This window comes from Beijerinckia mobilis (assembly GCF_000745425.1).
Lineage (GTDB): Bacteria > Pseudomonadota > Alphaproteobacteria > Rhizobiales > Beijerinckiaceae > Beijerinckia > Beijerinckia mobilis.
In genome coordinates, this window is record NZ_JQJH01000003.1 from 231,747 (window position 1) to 250,687 (window position 18,941).

General features: G+C 59.2%; 18 protein-coding genes. 12 read left to right on the forward strand and 6 right to left on the reverse strand.

The window, feature by feature from the left end:
* Nucleotides 1-238: 238 nt before the first annotated feature.
* On the forward strand, nucleotides 239-2,320 hold the full coding sequence (locus DL88_RS05030; protein ID WP_034992792.1) for a glycosyltransferase: 2,082 nt from the start codon (nucleotides 239-241) through the stop codon (nucleotides 2,318-2,320).
* Between the two features lie 52 nt (nucleotides 2,321-2,372).
* Here DL88_RS05030 and DL88_RS05035 read toward each other — a convergent pair whose 3' ends face one another.
* Nucleotides 2,373-2,972 carry a HupE/UreJ family protein gene (locus tag DL88_RS05035; protein ID WP_034992795.1) on the reverse strand — a complete coding sequence of 200 codons (600 nt, stop codon included), beginning with the start codon at nucleotides 2,970-2,972 and terminating at the stop codon, nucleotides 2,373-2,375.
* A gap of 162 nt (nucleotides 2,973-3,134) precedes the next feature.
* On the opposite strand from DL88_RS05035, the gene DL88_RS05040 reads away from it, so the two are divergent.
* On the forward strand, nucleotides 3,135-3,602 hold the full coding sequence (locus DL88_RS05040) for an SRPBCC family protein (protein ID WP_034992797.1): 468 nt from the start codon (nucleotides 3,135-3,137) through the stop codon (nucleotides 3,600-3,602).
* A gap of 11 nt (nucleotides 3,603-3,613) precedes the next feature.
* Nucleotides 3,614-4,150 carry a hypothetical protein gene (locus DL88_RS05045; protein ID WP_034992801.1) on the forward strand — a complete coding sequence of 179 codons (537 nt, stop codon included), beginning with the start codon at nucleotides 3,614-3,616 and terminating at the stop codon, nucleotides 4,148-4,150.
* An 86-nt stretch (nucleotides 4,151-4,236) separates the two neighbouring features.
* Here DL88_RS05045 and ypfJ read toward each other — a convergent pair whose 3' ends face one another.
* The 5 genes from ypfJ to DL88_RS05070 form a co-directional block, all read right to left on the reverse strand.
* The gene (gene ypfJ / locus DL88_RS05050; protein ID WP_034992805.1) at nucleotides 4,237-5,115 is read right to left on the reverse strand and encodes a KPN_02809 family neutral zinc metallopeptidase; all 879 of its coding nucleotides are present in this window, start codon (nucleotides 5,113-5,115) and stop codon (nucleotides 4,237-4,239) included.
* Nucleotides 5,116-5,246: 131 nt separating this feature from the next.
* A complete protein-coding gene (locus tag DL88_RS05055; protein ID WP_034993046.1) occupies nucleotides 5,247-5,756 on the reverse strand; it encodes a DUF934 domain-containing protein in 510 nt (169 codons plus the stop codon).
* Nucleotide 5,757: 1 nt separating this feature from the next.
* Nucleotides 5,758-6,498 (reverse strand): phosphoadenylyl-sulfate reductase, encoded by a 741-nt coding sequence (locus DL88_RS05060; protein ID WP_034992807.1) that lies wholly within the window; start codon nucleotides 6,496-6,498, stop codon nucleotides 5,758-5,760.
* Entirely contained in the window at nucleotides 6,485-8,143 is a 1,659-nt protein-coding gene (locus DL88_RS05065) for a nitrite/sulfite reductase (RefSeq protein WP_034992810.1), read from the reverse strand. The genes DL88_RS05060 and DL88_RS05065 overlap by 14 nt, the downstream gene beginning before the upstream one ends.
* 177 nt (nucleotides 8,144-8,320) lie before the next feature.
* Nucleotides 8,321-8,617: a DUF2849 domain-containing protein gene (locus tag DL88_RS05070; protein ID WP_034992811.1), complete on the reverse strand. Its 297-nt coding sequence runs from the start codon at nucleotides 8,615-8,617 to the stop codon at nucleotides 8,321-8,323.
* Between the two features lie 279 nt (nucleotides 8,618-8,896).
* On the opposite strand from DL88_RS05070, the gene cysT reads away from it, so the two are divergent.
* The 9 genes from cysT to DL88_RS05115 all read left to right on the forward strand — a co-directional run bounded on the left by cysT (nucleotide 8,897) and on the right by DL88_RS05115 (nucleotide 18,914).
* Entirely contained in the window at nucleotides 8,897-9,727 is an 831-nt protein-coding gene (gene cysT, locus DL88_RS05075) for a sulfate ABC transporter permease subunit CysT (RefSeq protein WP_034992812.1), read from the forward strand.
* Nucleotides 9,720-10,637 (forward strand): sulfate ABC transporter permease subunit CysW, encoded by a 918-nt coding sequence (gene cysW / locus DL88_RS05080; protein WP_034992814.1) that lies wholly within the window; start codon nucleotides 9,720-9,722, stop codon nucleotides 10,635-10,637. Before cysT ends, cysW begins: the two co-directional genes overlap by 8 nt.
* 99 nt (nucleotides 10,638-10,736) lie before the next feature.
* Complete coding sequence (locus tag DL88_RS05085; RefSeq protein ID WP_034992816.1) at nucleotides 10,737-11,810, forward strand: sulfate/molybdate ABC transporter ATP-binding protein; 1,074 nt, start codon at nucleotides 10,737-10,739, stop codon at nucleotides 11,808-11,810.
* A gap of 649 nt (nucleotides 11,811-12,459) precedes the next feature.
* A complete protein-coding gene (locus DL88_RS05090; protein ID WP_051955605.1) occupies nucleotides 12,460-13,113 on the forward strand; it encodes a DedA family protein in 654 nt (217 codons plus the stop codon).
* A gap of 82 nt (nucleotides 13,114-13,195) precedes the next feature.
* A complete protein-coding gene (locus tag DL88_RS05095) occupies nucleotides 13,196-13,495 on the forward strand; it encodes a hypothetical protein (RefSeq protein WP_051955606.1) in 300 nt (99 codons plus the stop codon).
* Nucleotides 13,496-13,785: 290 nt separating this feature from the next.
* Nucleotides 13,786-15,141, forward strand: a complete 1,356-nt coding sequence (locus DL88_RS05100) for an MATE family efflux transporter (RefSeq protein WP_245270626.1) — start codon at nucleotides 13,786-13,788, stop codon at nucleotides 15,139-15,141.
* A gap of 118 nt (nucleotides 15,142-15,259) precedes the next feature.
* Nucleotides 15,260-16,090 (forward strand): DUF937 domain-containing protein, encoded by an 831-nt coding sequence (locus DL88_RS05105; RefSeq protein ID WP_051955607.1) that lies wholly within the window; start codon nucleotides 15,260-15,262, stop codon nucleotides 16,088-16,090.
* 286 nt (nucleotides 16,091-16,376) lie between these two features.
* Nucleotides 16,377-17,759: a glutamate--cysteine ligase gene (locus tag DL88_RS05110; RefSeq protein ID WP_034992820.1), complete on the forward strand. Its 1,383-nt coding sequence runs from the start codon at nucleotides 16,377-16,379 to the stop codon at nucleotides 17,757-17,759.
* Between the two features lie 87 nt (nucleotides 17,760-17,846).
* On the forward strand, nucleotides 17,847-18,914 hold the full coding sequence (locus DL88_RS05115) for a DMT family transporter (protein ID WP_051955608.1): 1,068 nt from the start codon (nucleotides 17,847-17,849) through the stop codon (nucleotides 18,912-18,914).
* The last annotated feature ends 27 nt before the right edge of the window (nucleotides 18,915-18,941 follow it).

Consider the following 18,941-nt stretch of genomic DNA (forward strand, 5'->3'; position numbering starts at 1 on the left):
GCCATGGTGGAGAGCTGAGAGGCCAAAAAATGGCTGCCCGGAGTTGGAATCCTCGCCCTTTTCGACATTTCCTCTGTTTGACCGTCATATCAGCGATGTCTGACCTTGTGATATCACCACATTCAAGGATCCGTCCTGACCTTCCGCTTCGGGCGTTTCTTTTGCACGGCGGCGCTGCCGCCTGTTCGCGGCAGGCAACGAGGAAATTTGCGCGCACAAAGCGTGCGGGGAGGTTCGCGTGACCGTTTCGCTGATCCCTGAGGAGGATGTCGAGACACGCCGGCAAGGCTTTCAGGCGCTTTCGCCGCGGCCCTGGCTGCGTGTCGAGGCGGGGCGGGCATTGGCTGGTGGCCGTTTCGTGGAAATCATCTACTCCGCATCCTTTTGGGATATCCCGGTGCGGCCAGTTTTCCGGTTTTGCCTGCAGGATGGATTGCGAGAGACCTCTCGGGAAGAAGCTTTCATCGATCGGCTCGCGCCTGGTCCGGTGGCGGGCAAAGGACTCTGGCGTGGATTTGTGCCTGAAAACTGCGATGGCTTGCTGATCAGTCCGACCAACCGGCCTGGGCCTTTCGATTTCAGAATCCTCTCGATCCGGGCGATTTCTCTGCCGGAGATGTTTCGCGGCGCATGGACCCGTGACCCGAGACGGGCTGGCACCGCTCTTCTGCGTCAGCTTATCGGACAAAGGCAAAAGGCTACGGCCGTGCTGGAGGGATCTTCTGTTCTCCCTCTCGCGCAGTCACGATCCTGGCTTGCAGAGCGGGTGCGTCCTTTTGAGGTGGGCGGTCTCGATCATCCACGTTTCGACTGGAACAACGGCCTTACGATCCACATCGTCCTGTCTCCGGGCAAGGGGAATAAAGCGACGCTTGCAACGAGCATCGAGGCGCTGCGGAAACAGATCTATCCCCTCTGGACCCTGACGCTCCTGTTCCCGGATGGAGAGGATAGCGGACCTCTCCCGGCAAGCGAGGATCCGCGGATCAATGTTCTGGCTCGGTGCCTCTTGCCGGATTTGTTTGCGACGCTGCCCGCTGCCGATCTGGTGATTGAAATGGAGGCGGGTGATGAATGGATGGACCATGGCCTTGCCTGCTTCACCGAAGCGGCGATCCGTCATCCGGAGGTAAAGCTGTTTTACGGCGATGAAGAAAACGAGTCTGGCCATGTTTTATTGAAGCCCGGCTGGAGCCCCCATTTCTTCGCCAATGGGCCGTTTCTCGGCCGAGCTTTTGCCACCCGTGTCGAGTCATTGCGTCAATCTCTGCAAAAAGATGAAGGAAAAGATCGCGAATTACCGGCAGGGTCGCCGTTTGGAAGGGATTGGCTTCACGCCTTGTCCGGGGCCGAGATCTTACCGTTGCATCGTATCCTGCTGCGGCGAAACGATGAAGGTTTCCCGGAGGAAGCGGTGCGGTTGAAGGAGGGCGAGAAAGTGCTCGCGGGCCGTCCAGCCATCGTGCTGCCTCAAGAGAACGGTCTTGCGGACGAGCTGGAGGAGCGTGAGACCAATCCTTCGGTAATGATCATTCTGCCCGTGCGCGACGGAGCGGAAAAGCTAAGCCGAAGTATCGCCAGCATCTATGAACACACGGCTTTCGACAATTATTCCATTCTGATTGTCGATGATGAAAGCGTCGAGGACGATACGAAGCATCTGTTTGAATTGGTGCGCAAGGACCGGCTCATCTCGATCCTGCACAATCCGGGCGGCGTCGGCATTGCCGCGCTGTGCAATGCAGCTGCTGCGCGGCGGCGTGCCGATATGATCGTCTTTCTCGACAATGGCGCCGAAATTTTAGATTCGGACTGGCTCGACCGTCTGCTGGCCCTCGCTATCCAGCCCGATATTGGTGCCATCGGCGTGCGGCTGCTGACTCCGTCGGGTGCGGTTCTGCCTTCCTCTTTTATCCTGGGTGCGTCTCCTGGCCAGGTTGAGGTTGCCGGCACAACGTGTGCGGACGATGTCCCGGAAAACCGCCTATGGCAGGCGCGGGCGCGGCGGCTGCACGAGGCTGCGGCGGTCGGCGGCGGTTGCTTCGCCGTGGCGCGGCGCAAATTCATGCTGACAGGTGGTTTTGCCCCTGCGCCCGTGCTTCCACCTAACCTCCGTGAAAGTGATCTTTGCCTGCGCCTGGCGGCGAAGGGATATCGAGCGATTCTCGATCCGTCGATCCGGTTGCAACTCGATGCGCCGCGCGCTTCTTCAGGTTCAGCCGGAGAGGAATGGTTTGCGCGGCAATGGTTCGATGTTTGGCGCGATGATCCCTGCTTTCATCCGGGCCTGGTGCTCGATGGCGCTCTTGCGCTCGGATGAAGCAGAGAATGGATTTCCGGTCTGTCGGGATCTGACCGGAAGAACCGGGTGCTCAAAAAGCTCCGATTAAAAACGTCATTCCAGCGAGCCCCATGGCCGCACCGGCGGCCTGCCGAATGCGAAGACCGGACGGCCCGCCAATAGCGCCGAGCGCAAGGCCGAACAGAATGCCGATGGCATGCAAGAGCGCGGTTGCCGCAAGGAAAGCCAAGCCATAGGCGAAGCCGGAAGCTGTCTCGGGCATTTCCACTCCATGCGCATAGCCGTGGAACAGCGCGAAAAAGCCGATCAGGCCCATGGCCGCGCCTAGGGACAGCCGGGCATGAGTGGCGATCACCAAACCGAGGGTTACAACAGAAAGCGCGATGGCGATTTCGACAAAAGGCTCAGGAATATGTTCCATGGCGAGCGCGCCGCCGACTGCCATCATGGTCAGGAAGCTCGCAGGCACCAGCCACAGCGCGCGTCCCCCGAGCATTGCCGCGATCATCCCGACCGACACCATTGCCAAAAGGTGATCGAGGCTCATGAATGGATGCAGAAAGCCGGTGACGGCATCGAAACCATGGTCGTGTGTCAGGCCGGTGCCGATATGCGCGAGGGCCAGAGAAGGGGACAGGATAAGCCCTGTGGTGGTGAGGAGTTTCTTCATGATCGTTCCTGGAGAGACGAAACAGGTCCGACAGACTTGATAAAGCGGATGGCCAGACTTTTGCGACCATCGCAAAGGGCAGGGATGGTTTCAAGTGACCGGATGGCTGCCTTGCGGTAAAAAGTTCGCTTCGGCCGGCAAGCCGGCCATCGGAAAAGGAGTATGGGCGTGGCGGGCGAGGAAGAGCGGTCGATTGTGGTCGAGGGGATGCTGATCCAGCGCCCGGAATTGGTCTGGAGGGTGCTGACGGAGTCGGATTTGATCGGACGCTGGTTTATGCCCAATGATTTCGAGCCCGAGGTCGGCCATGAATATACGTTTCGCAGCGGTCCTGTCGGCGATTGGGATGGGTTGTCCGGCGGCGAAGTGCTCGAAGCCGAACCCTATTGGCGGCTGCGCTATTCCTGGCGCGGCGGCTCGCATGAATTGCCGGGATTCGGCCGCTATATCGATACGATATTGACCTGGACGCTTTCGCCTTTGCCCAACGGGACCCATGTAAGGTTGGAACATTCCGGCTTCACGGAGGATTCCGCACCGGTCTTCGAGATCATGAACAGCGAGAACGGGTGGCAGGCCGTCATCAACCGTTTCGCCAAAGTGGTGAATGAGGTCGCGGAGGACGAGTAACGGGTTTTGTCATGAGCCTCTCTGCGATCGTTTTTTGCGGTGATGACCAGCGGCGCGGCGGGCGCGAGTTCGATCTTGCGCGCGCCATGGTGGCCTCATTGTCGATGCTCGTGCCGTTGCATATCGAAGGCATTGTGCGCGACATCGTCATCGTAGGCCCTGAAGGGCTGGAGCTCCCGCTCGTCGCCGAACATGCTGGTTGTGATTGCGTAGAGGCGGCGAGCGAGGCCGCCGGTCTCCATCCTGCCGCGGAGTTGACGCACGAACCGGATCTCCTGCTTCTCAAGGCGGGCCATGGCCTCGAACCGCTCCTCGTGGAAGAATGCAGACATCGGATGGCCGATCCGGATGGCTGGCGCAAAATCATGCAGCTTACACGATCGCCGGAAAACTGGCGTGAGCGTTACATCAGCGCGGCCTGCGTCGGCCTGATCCTGCCGGGCGCGCGTAAGGTTCTCAGTCCTGGGGATAGTTTCTCGACGATTACGCGGCGGCATCGCGGCGAAACGCGGCTGCCGCCGCTCGCCAACAGGATCGCGTTTTTTTGACAATGACAGGTATCAATAGACAGACACTCACATCGGCCTTGGATGGAGCGGGCCGATGCGCAGCTTTATGACACACTTCGCGAATATCATTGCGCGAATGTATTGCACGCAGAGACTTGTCCCGCACGGAGGCCGGTATTCAGCCATTGCGTGCGCTGCGTCGAGGATCCATGCGTGAAGGAATCCGGCACGGCATAGCCGCGTGAGGATTCCTGGAGACGATCGTCGCCGATCGCCTGCGCTGTTTTGATCGCTTCCTGAATATCGCCTGGCTGCAGGGTCTGCCATTTGCGATTGGCATTGGCCGCCCAGACGCCTGCGAGGCAATCCGCCATGAGCTCGAGCCGGACCGAGAGCGCATTCGCCTGCGCCTTGCTCCCGGCGCGTTGCTGCGCCGCCTGTACCTTCGGCAGAATGCCGAGCAGGTTTTGCACATGGTGGCCGATTTCATGCGCGATGACATAGGCATAGGCAAAATCGCCGCCGCCACCGAGTCGCTTTTGCATGTCGCGGAAAAAGGATGTGTCGAGATAGACTTTCTGATCGTTGGGGCAATAGAAGGGCCCCATGGCGGCCTGCGCGCCGCCGCAGCCTGAACGCGTCGAGCCGCTGTAGAGGACGAGCTTCGGCCTTGTATAGGCAATGCCTTGCTGCTGCGGCAGAATGTCGGACCAGACATCCTCGGTCTGGGCGAGAACGGCGGCCACGAACTGGCCCATCTGGTCGTCCGGCGCGCCGGTTTTCGGCGGGCTCGCCGATTGCGTATATTGATGGCGCGCGCTGTTTACCATTTCCGCGCCGCCGATCAGAAGCCGAGGGTCGATCCCCAGCGCCCAGCCGAGAAGGCCAAGTACGATGATGGCGCCAAGACCGAGCTGGCCGCCGCCAAAACCGCCGCCGCCCGTCGGCCCTTCCGCTCGGCGGTCCTCGACATTATCCGAGCGCCGAAAGCTTTCCCATTCCATCTGACTCTCCGGCCGCACACAGCAATCGCCATGCTTCTTCGCAAGGCATAGAAGGCCAGTTTATAGCGCGTTTTCCGATCGTGGTTTAAGGAAAAGTCCGGTCGCCGGTTATGAAGCCGGATGGACTCAGGTCACGGAGCCTTTCTTGCGCGGCGTGCCCAGGGGCGCGTGTCCACCGCTTCCTCGGCGCCCAGCGCCGGTTGATAGAAACGCGTGAGATCGGGCCTGCGGCCTTCGGCAAGAAGGGCAAGAGTTGATTCATCCTTGATATCGAAGGAATCGAAGCCGCAACGCGCTAACAGCTGCAGCTGATCGTAGAGAATATCGCCGGTGGCGCGTAATTCTCCTTTGTAACCATGGTAACTGCGCAATTCCCGCGCCATGGAATAGCCACGGCCATCGCTGAATTTCGGAAAGTCTATGGCAATCAACCCGAAATGGGAGAGGTCCGGCACGAGATCCTCCACCGTGGCGGCGGGCTCGATCGTGATGCCATAGGCCAGATGGTTGGAGAGATTTTGCTTCTCCGTCTCCCAGCGTTTGCGGGAAAGGAGTACTTTGCCGGAGGCGGGCAGGGGCGCGTCGTCATCGACCTTCTGCCAATCGTCGTCCTGCAGGGAATCGTTCTTGAAAAGGCGCATTTCAGGCATCTGCACGTGTATCGGATTTCTGGACGTGAATGCCGCATTCGACCTTGCCCTTGTCGCGCCAGCGGCCGGCGCGCGGATCCTCGCCCGGTTTTACCGGAGAGGTGCAGGGAATGCAGCCAATGGATGGATAGCCTTTGGCGACGAGCGGATGCGCCGGAAGATTCCATTCCTTGAGATAGGCGGTGAGCGCATCGGGTGTCCAGCCGGCGAGCGGGTTGACCTTCATGCGCGAGGTCCCTTCCTCCAGTTCGAAGAAGGATAATGCCGCGCGCGTCGCCGCCTGAAACCGCTTGCGTCCGGTAATCCAGGCATCAAAAGGCGCAAGGGCGTCGGCGAGCGGCAAAACCTTGCGAATCTCGCAGCAGCGGTCGGGATTGGTGGCCCAGAGAAAGCTTTCCGGATCTTCCGCCGCAAGCCTCTTCGGGTCAGGCCGGATATCACGGACATCCGTAAGGCCGAGTTGTGCCACGAGCCTGTCGCGATAATCGAGTGTTTCCGAAAACAGCACGCCCGTATCGATGAACAGCACGGGCAAAGCCGGGTCGATGCGCGAGACGAGATGGAGCAGGACGGCCGATTCGGCGCCGAAACTGGAAACAAGAGCGACACGGCCCGGAAAGAGATCGCGGATCACGAGGCGCAGCAAAGCCAGAGGCTCCATGGCCGCGAAAGCCTCGGAAAGCCGTGCGGCCGTGGCCGGACTATTGAAAAGGGGTACGTCAAGCGCTTGCATAGAGCGCCTCCTTGAACGGGGCGATTCCCACGCGCCGGAAGGCAGTGATGAAATCTTCTTCCTGCCCCTGTCGTAGCTTCAGATAAGTCTCGACGATGCGGTCGACCGCATCGACGATCTCTTCGGAGGAGAAGCTGCGGCCGGTGATTTCGCCGATTGTGCACTCTTCATCCGCCGTGCCGCCGAGCGTGATCTGATAGGCTTCGACACCGCTCTTGTCGAGGCCGAGGATACCGATATGGCCGACATGGTGATGGCCGCAGGCATTGATGCAGCCGGAAATATTCACCGTCATATGGCCGATATCTTCCGCACGCTTCCCGGCGAAGCGCTCGGAAAGGCGTTGCGCCACTGGGATCGAGCGCGCCGTCGCGAGCGCGCAATAATCGAGGCCGGGGCAGGCGATGATATCGGTGATGAGGCCGGTATTGCCGGTGGCGAGCCCCTGTTTCACCAGCGCGTCGAAAATAGCCGGAACGTCGTCGAGCGCGACATAGGGGAGAACAAGATTCTGCTCGTGGGCGACGCGGATTTCGCTGCGCGAATAGGTTTCCGCGAGATCGGCCACAGCCTCCATTTGCTCGGCGGTGGCATCTCCCGGAATGCCGCCTTCGGGTTTCAGAGAAATAGTCAGGATGCCGTAGCCCGGAATTTTATGGGCGGCGAGATTATGCTCGATGAAGGAGCGGAAGGCCGGATCGGCCGCCTTGCGCGCGTCGAGCTTGGCGGAGGTGGCAGGACGCGGAGCGAGATCGGGCGTCGCGAAATAGGCGCGGATGCGCTCGATTTCTTCCGCCGGCAAATGCAGCGGATCGACGTCGCGATGTTTCGCGAAATCCTCCTCGACCTCGGCGCGGATGGCGTCGGCACCTTTTTCCCCGACCAGGATCTTGATGCGGGCCTTGTATTTATTATCGCGACGGCCTTCGAGATTGTAAATGCGCAGGATCGAATTGGTGTAGGAGAGCAGGTCCTCTCTCGGCAGGAAATCGCGGATCTTGTGGGCGATGAGCGGTGTGCGGCCGAGTCCGCCGCCGACATAGACGGCAAAGCCCACCTCCCCCGCCTCGTTGCGGACGATCTGATAGCCGATGTCATGGACGCGCAAGGCGGCGCGATCATGCGCCGAGCCATTCACTGCGATCTTGAACTTGCGCGGCAGAAAGGAGAACTCCGGATGCAGGGAGGACCATTGCCGCAGGATTTCGCCATAGGGGCGCGGATCCTCGATTTCATCGGCGGCGACGCCGGAGAAATGATCCGCCGTGACGTTGCGGATGCAATTGCCGGAGGTCTGTATCGCGTGCATCTCGACGCTTGCGAGCTCGGCTAGAATATCCGGGCAATCGGCGAGTGCGGGCCAGTTGAACTGAATGTTCTGCCGCGTCGTGAAATGCCCATAGCCCTTGTCGAAGCGCCGCGCGATGAAGGCGAGTTTGCGCAATTGCGTCGATGACAATGTGCCATAGGGAATAGCGACGCGCAGCATATAGGCGTGCAATTGCAGATAGACGCCGTTCATCAGCCGCAACGGCTTGAACTGCTCTTCATCGATCGCGCCCGAAAGACGCCGGGCGACCTGATCGCGGAATTGCGCGACGCGATCGGCGACGAACTGAGCATCGAATTGGTCATATCTGTACATGCGTTTCAGCCTGTGAAAGGGCGTTGTGCGGGAACCCCGCGCGATGTGGTCTCCGTGATTTGGCGCGGAAATTTCCCGGTACGGCCAAATCCGATTGTCTCTGGAGCGTTTCGACTATATCCGGAGACGCTTCTTTCAAAAAATCACTGCATTTTCAGAGCCATGGAACCGCGTCGTTCAGGAATGCGCGGCATAATCGATCGTCGGGCCTTTGGCCCTGATGGTATCGCGCAGTTTGACTGCCGCGACGCTTTGCGTCGCCGTGGTGACTTCGACGAGAAACGGATCGACGATCAGGTTCTTTTTCACATCGCCGCGCGCCAGTTCGAGCGCCGATTTCGCCGCCTCCGCATCCGTGAAAATCGTGGCTTCGCCAATAGCCACGACCCAAGCGCCTTCCGTCGTGAAATAGACGACGAGACCATCCGATAGGCGATTGGCGGAAATGATCTGGGTGGCATTTCTAGCGGACATGGACGGAACGATCTCGTTAGCAGGCGGGGCGATTACACCCCCTATAGACTATTTAACGGCAATTGGCGAGAATTAAGAATAAATCCTTTTTTTAGATGTAAATTACAGGCAGGCCGCTTGCATTATTAGGATAATCCTATAAGGTATGTAGAAATTATGACGTTGAGGGTCTTCGTATCACCTTGAATCGGTCCGCGATTGGAGGCTGTAGAACATCTTCATGTGTTTTCCTAATCGAAGCGTCCTGGAAACTTCTGGACGCTCTTTCGGAGAGCCGCCTTGTCCTTCCGACGACCGTCCATTCTGCCGGGTTTCGGCCTGACGCTTGGATATACATTGGTCTATTTGACAGCCATTGTGCTGTTACCTGTGGCTCTTCTGATTCTCCGCTCGAGTTCTCTGGGTCTCGACGGCCTTTGGGCCATTGCCACCGAGCCGCGTGTCCTCGCGGCCTTGCGGATCAGCTTTGGCATGTCTCTGGCCGCCGCTGGCATCAATGTCGTCTTTGGGGCAATTATTGCCTGGGTACTGGCGCGTTATGAGTTTCCGGGCCGCCGCCTGCTCGATGCCGTCGTCGATCTGCCTTTTGCCTTGCCGACAGCCGTCGCAGGCATAGCGCTCGCCTCGCTTTATGCACCTTCGGGCTGGATCGGCGGTCCCCTGTCTACCCTTGGCTGGCGTATTGCCTATACGCCGCTCGGCATCGGCGTAGCGCTGATTTTCATAGGGCTGCCGTTCATCGTCCGGACGGTGCAGCCGGTGATCGAGGAGCTGGACGCTGATGTCGAGGAAGCCTCCGCCACGCTTGGGGCGACACGTGCGCAAACGCTCTTGCGTGTCATTCTTCCTTCTCTTGTGCCTGCGCTATTGACGGGCTTTGCATTGGCTTTCGCGCGCGGTGTTGGCGAATACGGATCGGTGATCTTCCTCGCCGGCAACCTTCCCTATGTATCCGAGATCGCGCCATTGCTCATCGTGGTCAAGCTGGAACAGTTTGATTACGCTTCGGCGACGGCAATTGCGACTTTGATGCTGATCGTCTCTTTCTTCATTTTGTTGGTGATTAATCTCATTCAGTCCTGGAGCAGGCGGAGGTTTGGTTATGTCTGAGACCTCAATCGAATGGGTACCGGAGGCCGGTTTCGTCGTTCCGCAGAAACAGAGAGTCCGCCGCATCCGCACGGCTGTGACGACGGAAGGCCCGGTGCTGAGGGCCAGCCTTATTGGGATCGCAATCACATTCCTTGCTCTCTTTCTCCTTTTGCCCCTGATCGTGGTCTTCTATGAAGCCTTCAATCATGGTCTCGGGGCTTATTTCTCTGCGCTGACGGAGCCGGATACACGCGCGGCAATCGGGCTCACTTTGCTTGTGTCGGCCTTCGTCGTTCCACTCAATGTTGTCTTCGGTCTTGCTGCTGCCTGGGCAATCGCCAAATTTCAGTTTCCGGGGAAGAGTTTCCTCATCACCCTGATCGATCTGCCGTTTTCGGTATCGCCCGTGGTTGCCGGCCTGATCTATGTTTTGATGTTTGGATCGAATGGACTGCTCGGAGAATGGCTGCAGGCGCATGATATCAAAGTCATTTTCGCTGTTCCGGGCGTCGTCCTTGCGACGATTTTCGTCACCTTTCCCTTCGTCGCACGCGAAATTATTCCGCTGATGGAAACGCAGGGCACGGTCGAGGAGGAGGCCGCTCTGACGCTCGGGGCCAGCGGTTTCAGCACCTTTCTGCGCATTACGCTCCCCAATATCAAATGGGCCTTGCTCTATGGCGTTCTGCTCTGCAATGCGCGTGCGATGGGTGAGTTCGGCGCGGTCTCCGTCGTTTCGGGGCACATTCGCGGCCTGACGGATACAATGCCGTTGCATATCGAAATTTTGTATAACGAATACAATATCACCGCGGCTTTCTCTGTCGCCTCGGTATTGGCGCTGCTGGCGCTGGTGACTTTGGTCGCCAAAACAGTGCTCGAAGGGGTGTGGGGCGAGGAACTCGCCGGGGGATCGCGCCGGCATTGATCGAGCAGGTAGCGGCCTGATGCTTGTCGCAAACGCGATGTATGCGGCAGTAGAGGCCCTGGGGATTAAGGTCTGGGACAAGGTGCGGAGACAGGCATCATGCAGATTCGTGTCGTTGATATCGTCAAGCAATTCGATCCGCGAGCCAAAGGGCCTGTGCTTGACCAGATCAATCTCAATGTCGTCGGCGGCGAATTGCTGGCTCTGCTTGGTCCTTCCGGATCCGGCAAGACCACTTTGCTGCGCATTATCGCCGGACTCGATCAGCCGACCGGCGGCAAGGTTTTCTTCGGTGAGGAAGACGCTTCAGGCTTGCGTGTTCAGGAACGCCGTGTCGGCTTCGTCTTTCAGAATTACGCTCTCTTCAAACATTTGACGCTTGAGGAGAATATCGCCTTCGGTCTGACGGTGCGCGATCGCGCGACGCGTCCGCCGAAAGCGGAAATCAGGCGGCGGGCTCTCGAATTGCTGGATCTCGTGCAATTATCCGGTCTCGGCAAGCGTTATCCGGCGCAATTGTCGGGCGGCCAGCGCCAGCGTGTCGCGCTTGCCCGTGCTCTCGCCGTCGAGCCGCGTGTTTTGCTTCTGGATGAGCCTTTCGGCGCGCTCGATGCCAAGGTTCGCCGTGATCTCCGGCTCTGGCTGCGCGAACTCCATGACCGGACGGGCCACACGACCTTATTTGTGACACATGACCAGGATGAAGCGTTGGAACTGGCCGATCGCGTCGCGGTCCTCTCGCAAGGGCGCATCGAGCAGATAGGTTCGCCCGACGAGATTTACGATCATCCCGCGACGGCCTTCGTTCATGGTTTCATCGGCGAGTCGAGCGCCCTGCGGGTCAATGCACGTGAAGGTCGTCTCTTCATCGGCGATCGGCCGCTTTCGATTCCCTTGCGGGAAGAGCGTCCGGGTTGGGGCAGGCTGTTCATCCGGCCGCAGGATGTCGTCATCGGAGAAAAGGGATTGAGCGAGACAGGACGGCCGCCGATCGAGGCTGAGGTCCTCTCCTTGTGGCGTAGCGGCCCGACTCGCCGCGCGGAACTGGCGCTCGCAGGTGAGGCTGGCCGTATCGAGATCGACGCGCCGGTCGCGACTCCTCTCACCCCGGGAGAAAAAGTGCCGCTCCACTTTAAACGGGGTACCTTCTATCTGGAGACCCCGGCGGCCTAATGTCGCAAAGAACGCATCGGAGTGGGGTGCCGGTGAAACTGTGCTGTTTGAATTGAACGAAGTCAGGCTGGTCGTTCGGCGGATGATGAGCCTGTCGGCATAGACAGCGCGTTTTGACCGCTGGCGCGTTAGGCGGCCTTTCCGCAATGTGGATGCTGCCGAAAGAGGCAATCGAATCCCCTTCGTCCTCCTTTGCCGGAAGGACATCCCTCCCTTTTAGAGTTTTCGTGCTGAGGCCCATTGCGGCACATCCGCGCGGTCCTTCGGCCCAATCCCACGTCCCGGCTCGTTGGCAGATTCGGGATCTGCTCCAATTACGACGGTGCGAGGTTTAGATACTTTCGGATGGCCCTATGCGTTTGGTTGCGATGGCGGCCAATGCGAGGACGAAATTTAAAAAAAATGCGCTGCTGCCCCGGAAAATTTTCTGCGCCGGGCCATCTTCAACGAGTGGGCAATTTCCTTTGCCTGCATCATGCCCTAAAAGCGCGACTTGAAAGCGCCATGATCGGGGAATGGATAGGCACTTTCGCAAGGCTCGCGGCGTCTATCAATTTTGCCGCGCTTTGTGAAAGGTCTTTTTTCACATGTCTGATAAAAGCCTCGTGAAATCTCCAACGCTCAGGATGGCCTGAATTCGGGAGTTTGCGTGTTTCTGACCGACATAGAACCCTATATCGTCCAGCATGGCTATTGGGCTGTCTTCGTGATCGTTCTGCTCGAAAGCGCGGGCGTTCCCCTGCCTGGGGAAACGGCATTGTTGCTCGCCGCCGGCTATGCGGGCGCGACGGGACAGATGCAGCTTGCCTGGATCATCATCGCGGCAGCGGGCGGCGCTGTTATCGGCGACAATATCGGCTTCTGGATCGGCCGCAGGTGGGGCGCGACCTTTCTTCTGCGTTACGGCAAATATATTCACCTGCCGGAGACCCGGTTGCAGGTCGGCCAGTTTCTGTTCAAGAAGCATGGCGCGAAAATCGTTTTCTTCGGCCGTTTCGTTGCCTTTCTGCGTGTGCTTGCCGCCTTGCTCGCCGGTGTGAATCACTTCGGCTGGGGGCCTTTCCTGCTCTATAATGCCGCCGGTGCCATCGTCTGGTCTGTGGTCATGGGCGGAGGCGCCTTCGTCTTCGGTGATTCGATGAGCAAGGTGAGCGGTCCCTTGGGGATCATCGCTCTCGCCATTTTCATCGGTGCGATCGTCGCTTTCATGATCGTCATCAGGCGGGAGGAGCGCAAGTTCGAGGAACAGATCAGCGGCTGCCCTGAAGCCGATATCCGCCCTCTTGTGGAAACCGGCGAATAAGGCGCTGGGAAGCGGCTTTCCGGAACGAAGCGGGACACGAGACGTTCGTCTGCTTTGCGTAAATCCGGAAAGGAATTTCGCGATGCGACTGAATCCTCTCAGACTTGCGTGCTTTGCCGCGGCTTTGGCGGCAGGGCCGGTTTGGGCTCAGATGGCACCGGGTCAGGCCGGCAATCCGCAGGAAGTCATTCCGGAGAAGGCTCCCACATTACCGAAGACGGAGCCTTACCATGGAGGACCGCAACCGCAGAATCCCTTGCGCAGCGGCCGCAGCGTTGGCAAGACGCTCGACAATTCGAATGGTGTCGTCACGTCGCCGGAAGATGTCGATCCCGAAATGTCCACGGATGCGCCGGTCCCTCATCCTCAGGAGACCCGGTGATCCCGTCTTGTGTGAATCGACGAATGGCACTCCCGTCATTCTCAACTAAGCTGCGGGTTAGATGGATTTAAGGAAGACTAGGGCATTGCTTTGGCAGTGAATGGTCTCAGGAGCCGACGCGCGTCTTGCACCGGCTGCGCCAGATTTATCGCCGGGATGATTGACATCAGTCTCGCGATGGCGCTTTCCTGCCCTCAGACGCCGTAACGTTGCCATCCTTTTCGGACGTAGCGTTCTATTGTGACGGTTACGGCATTTTCAGGCTCTGCCTTTTTCCCGGTCGATCATTCGTGAACGCTCCTGCCTCAATGCCGCGCGCCGTCTTCACTGAAGGCTCGCCGATGCGTCATGTCCTCGTCATGACCGGGGCGGGTTCCATCGGCCTGGTCGCTGCTTTCATGGTGGATTTTCTGTCGCTCCTCTATGTTTCGCGGCTGAACAATCCGCATATGACTGCCGCCGTGGGCTTTTCCAGCCAGGTTTTGTTCTTTCCCATTTCGATCGAGATCGGATTTTCTATCGGCATCGGCGCGGTGGTGTCGCGGACCATCGGAGCGGGTAACAGGGCGCTCGCGCGCCAGTTGGCGGCCTCCGGGCTCGTTCTGGTCGCTTTTCTGCTGGTGATTCTGGTGATGGCGGTCCTGCCCTTCGTCGAAGGGATTCTGACCTTTGCCGGAGCGCGGGATGAGACACTGGAGATCGGCACGCGCTATCTTGCGATTACCTTGCCGAGCATGATCTTTCTTGGCCTCGCGATGGCGCTGGCGAGCCTTTTGCGCGCGGTAGGTGACCCGCGCCGTTCGATGTATGTCACTTTGGGCGGCGGCATCGTCACGGCCATGCTCGATCCGCTGTTCATTTTCGTTTTCGGGCTCGGCGTCGAGGGCGCTGCGATCGTCGTTCTGATTTCGCGCTTTGCCTGCATGGTCGTCGGTCTCCATGGTGCCGTCCTGCGGCATAATCTCGTCGGCCAGCCGAAGCTACGGGCGATCGGAGGCGACGTCCGACCGATCTTCTATGTCGCCGTTCCGGCGATCCTGACCAATCTCGCTGCGCCCGTCGCCAATCTTTATTCTTTGCGGATCGCCGCGACATTCGGCGAAACGATCGTGGCCGCTTTCGCCCTGATCGACCGGCTGACGCCACTCGCCTTCGGAGTCCTTTACGCACTTTCGGGAAGTGTCGGGCCGATCATGGCGCAAAATCTCGGTGCGTGTCTGCCCCACCGCGTCCGCCGGACCTTGACGGATTGCCTGATCGTCGCGGCGGTCTATACGCTGGTCATCTGGGCCGTCCTGTGGATTTCGGCACCCTGGCTTGCGGCGCTTTTCGCTGTCTCCGGCGAAACGCGGCACCTCCTCATCTATTTTTGCACTTATGGCGGCATGTTGTGGCTTTTCCTCGGCGGCATCTTCGTGGCCAATGCCGCCTTCAACAATCTCGGCTTTCCGTTTCTATCGACCTTCTTCAACTGGGGGAGAGCGACGCTCGGCACAATGCCGTTTGTCGCCTTGGGCGCGCATCGTTTTGGGGCGACGGGCATTATTATGGGGATGACTGTTGGCGCGGCACTTTTCGGGCTCGGCGCGATGGCTACCGCCTATCTCGTCACCGGGCGGCTCGCCAAGGCGCCGCGTGACGCGTAACATTCGCAAAACGGCGCCAGGATTCATGATCCGCGACCTTTTTCCGCGCGACGGGAATCGCGTGGAACCGAAATTCCAAACCGAAATTTTGTGAGACCCGGAACGGGAGGAATCTTTGATGTTCAATCTTTATGAGATTCTCCAGAATGCTCAGAACGGCTATGGAACTGAAAATCTGGCAAAACAATTCGGATTGTCGCGCGAGCAGACCGAGGCGGTGATTCAGGCGCTGCTGCCTTCCCTTTCCTCGGGTTTCCAGTCGAGCATGATGAACCCGGCGGCCTTCGGTTCCTTCATGGGAGCCATGAGCAATCCGCAGAATCAGGCTGCCTATGCCACCTCCGATGCGACGCAGGCGGGCGCGACGGCGAGCCAGGGTGCCGAGCTCTTCGGCCAGATGTTCGGGCCGCAGGCGATGGAGCCCCTGGCGAAACAGGCCGCCGTGCTCAGCGGAGTCAGCCCGCAGATTATCCAGAAAATGCTGCCTGTGCTGTTTTCGATGCTGATGAATGGCGTCGTTAATGCCATGCGCGAGAAAGGCTTTGGCGGCTTTTTCGATCAGATGGCACAGAGCGGTGCTGGCTCTTGGGGAAATATTCTCGGACAGATGTTTGGTGGAGCGGCGCCTGCGCCGCAAGCGCAGCCCCAGGCAGAGCCGCAGGCTCCATCCGGTGGTCAGAGGCAGGGGGAGGCCGGGGCAGGCGGCGTCTTCGGCAATCTGTGGGGGTCGATTTTGGGACAGGCCCTGGGGGGCGGTCAGGCCCAGCAGCCTTCGCCGAACATGCAGACCATGCCCGGGTTCGATCCAGCGACAATTCAGGCCGGTTTTGAAGCCTTGAGCAAGATGTTTCAGCCTGGTGGGACGGGAACGGCGACGCGCGCCGCATCTGATGTGCCACCCACGGATCTTTCAAGTGAAATTGGCGACATTTTGAGCAATAAAAAGTAGGGAACACGCACCAGACCGGCTCCGGCCATTGTGACGGGTGAAGCGCATGCGGTTCAAGCCGCACGTATTCCATTCAAATTTCTTGAATGGAGCCGGTTTGAAACATCCGGACCTGCCCTCCGCGCATGGGAGGGCTTTTGCGACTTTGGGGCTCGCCTTTCCCGAGTCAAAGAGGCGTGGCGTGCCGAATGGATTGCGCGTCGACGCGCACGCGCCTATGAAGCTTTTACGGCACGGGTGAAGCCTGCACCCGCAACATGATCCTTGAGTAGATGAAAGCGCGTCAATGGCTCGCGACGTTTCGGATTCGACCCTCATCACGTCGCGCGCGGAGCTCGTCGCGTGGTTTAATGAGGGCATGAAGCCACCGGCCGACTTCAAGGTCGGGACGGAACATGAAAAATTTCCCTTCTACCGTTCGAGCCATGAGCCCGTACCCTATGAGGGCGATCGGGGGATCAAGGCGCTTCTCGACGGAATGCAAGCGCGTCTGAACTGGGAACCGATCCTTGATCGCGAACACATCATCGGTCTTTTTGACGAGAAAGGCGGCGGAGCGATCTCGCTTGAACCCGGCGGTCAGTTCGAGCTTTCCGGCGCGCCGCTTGCCACGATCCACGAAACGCGGGAAGAATTAGAGCATCATTTCAAGGCGCTCGATTCCGTCGCCGAGCCTCTGGGCATCGGTTTCCTGCTCATTGGCATGACGCCCAAATGGCGGCGCGAGGATGTGCCGGTAATGCCTAAACAGCGTTACGACATCATGCGGCGCTATATGCCCAAGGTCGGCACGCGCGGACTCGACATGATGTTTCGCACCTCGACGGTGCAGGCCAATCTCGATTATTCGAGTGAGGCCGACATGGTTTTGAAAATGCGGGTCGCGATCGCCCTGCAGCCCCTGTTGACCGCGCTTTTCGCCAATTCGCCCTTTACCGATGGCAAGCCCAATGGACTGCTTTCCGCCCGGTCGGAGATCTGGCGGGATACGGACAAGGCGCGCGCCGGCATGCTGCCCTTCGTCTTCGAAGACGGCATGGGGTTTGATCGCTACGTCGATTATGCGCTCGACGTGCCGATGTATTTCGTCAAGCGGGGCGAAGTCTATCACGATGTCGCCGGGGCAAGCTTCCGCGATCTTCTGGCCGGCCGCCTGCCGCAATTGCCGGGCGAGCGCGCGACTCTCTCGGACTGGGCCAATCACCTCTCGACCATTTTTCCGGAAGTACGGCTGAAACGTTATCTCGAAATGCGCGGCGCCGACGTCGGGCCGCTTCCGCTCTGCCTCGCTCTGCCGGCTTTTTGTGTCGGGTTGCTTTATGATACCGCCTCGCTCGAATCCGCCTGGGATCTCGTAAAATCCTGGAGCGTCGAGGAGCGGCAGACCTTGCGGGACGACGTGCCTCGCCTCGGCCTCAAAGCTTCGGTGAAAGGCCGCAGCCTGCGGGAGATCGGGGTGGATGTGCTGGCGCTCGCCCGCGCGGGACTGAAGGCGCGGGCAAGGCTCGATGAGGCGGGCGACGACGAAACCCATTTCCTTGATCCGCTCGACGCGATTATCGCCGGGCAATCCGAAGCCGAGCGGCTCTTGTCGCTTTATGACGGCGCGTGGGGTCAATCGGTCGATCCGTTGTTCGATCTCGGATCGCCGGTTCTCGCTGCGGTGTGATGCCAAATTCCAATACCGGGCTCATACAGGGACCAAGTCTCATTGAGAATCGGTATTTGCTGAAGCGATAGGAATGGATTTGGATTGATGCCGAGCTTGCGATCCACTTCCGGACCGACGATGGCCCTTGCATCGGCGGCTTTGTTTGGCGCGAGCACCCCATTGGCAAAGCTGCTGCTCGGCGGCGGCGTCGATCCATGGCTGCTCGCGGGACTTCTTTACCTTGGATCCGGAGTTGGTCTCGGTATTCTCCATTTAATCCGGCGCATGATGGGTATCGCTGCGGCGGAAGCACCGCTGAACCGTGCCGATCTGCCATGGCTGGCGCTTGTCGTGCTCTCAGGCGGTGTTGTCGGTCCGCTGCTTTTGATGATCGGTCTTTCGTCAACGCCCGCTTCAACGGCGGCTCTGCTGCTCAATGTCGAGGGGTTCGCGACCCTCGCCATCGCCTGGGTGGTCTTTAAGGAGAATGTCGACCGCCGCCTGCTTTTGGGAGCATTCGCAATTCTCGCTGGCGCAATTGTCTTGTCATGGCAAGGCGGCCCTGCGGGAGTAGGGATTGGAGCCATTGCCATCATTGGGGCCTGCATCGCCTGGGGCATTGACAATAATCTGACCCGCAAGCTTTCAGCCGCTGATCCGATGCAGATTGCGATGATCAAGGGTCTGGCTGCTGGCGCGGTCAATCTGACATTGGCGTTTGCCCATGGTGCGCGGGTGCCGGCCGTTCCGGAACTTGCAGCCGCGGGAGTGATCGGTTTTCTGAGCTACGGCGTCAGTCTCGTTCTGTTCGTTCTTGCCCTGCGCTATCTGGGTTCGGCGCGGACAGGAGCCTATTTCTCAACGGCGCCTTTCATAGGCGCGGTGCTCGCGGTCGTGCTGTTTGGCGAGCCCGTCACCGGCCAGCTGGTAATCGCCGCCATTTTGATGGGCATCGGCCTCTTCCTGCATCTGGCGGAACGGCACGATCACCAGCATGTCCATGAGGCGATGGAACATGCCCACCGCCACATTCATGATGAACATCATCAGCATGAGCACGGTCCCGATGATGCCTCCGGTGAACCGCATGTGCATGTTCACAAACATCAGCCGATGACACACCGGCATCCCCACTATCCTGACCTGCATCATCGACACGGTCACATCCACTGATCCGTCTCATGGCGTCAGAGAGACGCG

Bases quoted from the DNA above. Each gene is read 5' to 3' on its own strand.
- DL88_RS05040 (WP_034992797.1), top strand. From the start codon at position 3,135: ATGGGCGTGGCGGGCGAGGAAGAGCGGTCGATTGTGGTCGAGGGGATG.
- cysW (WP_034992814.1), top strand. From the start codon at position 9,720: ATGTCTGAGACCTCAATCGAATGGGTACCGGAGGCCGGTTTCGTCGTT.
- DL88_RS05085 (WP_034992816.1), top strand. From the start codon at position 10,737: ATGCAGATTCGTGTCGTTGATATCGTCAAGCAATTCGATCCGCGAGCC.
- DL88_RS05035 (WP_034992795.1), bottom strand. From the start codon at position 2,972: ATGAAGAAACTCCTCACCACCACAGGGCTTATCCTGTCCCCTTCTCTG.
- DL88_RS05045 (WP_034992801.1), top strand. From the start codon at position 3,614: ATGAGCCTCTCTGCGATCGTTTTTTGCGGTGATGACCAGCGGCGCGGC.
- DL88_RS05095 (WP_051955606.1), top strand. From the start codon at position 13,196: ATGCGACTGAATCCTCTCAGACTTGCGTGCTTTGCCGCGGCTTTGGCG.
- DL88_RS05065 (WP_034992810.1), bottom strand. From the start codon at position 8,143: ATGTACAGATATGACCAATTCGATGCTCAGTTCGTCGCCGATCGCGTC.
- DL88_RS05105 (WP_051955607.1), top strand. From the start codon at position 15,260: ATGTTCAATCTTTATGAGATTCTCCAGAATGCTCAGAACGGCTATGGA.
- DL88_RS05070 (WP_034992811.1), bottom strand. From the start codon at position 8,617: ATGTCCGCTAGAAATGCCACCCAGATCATTTCCGCCAATCGCCTATCG.
- DL88_RS05110 (WP_034992820.1), top strand. From the start codon at position 16,377: ATGGCTCGCGACGTTTCGGATTCGACCCTCATCACGTCGCGCGCGGAG.
- DL88_RS05115 (WP_051955608.1), top strand. From the start codon at position 17,847: ATGCCGAGCTTGCGATCCACTTCCGGACCGACGATGGCCCTTGCATCG.
- DL88_RS05060 (WP_034992807.1), bottom strand. From the start codon at position 6,498: ATGCAAGCGCTTGACGTACCCCTTTTCAATAGTCCGGCCACGGCCGCA.
- DL88_RS05055 (WP_034993046.1), bottom strand. From the start codon at position 5,756: ATGCGCCTTTTCAAGAACGATTCCCTGCAGGACGACGATTGGCAGAAG.
- ypfJ (WP_034992805.1), bottom strand. From the start codon at position 5,115: ATGGAATGGGAAAGCTTTCGGCGCTCGGATAATGTCGAGGACCGCCGA.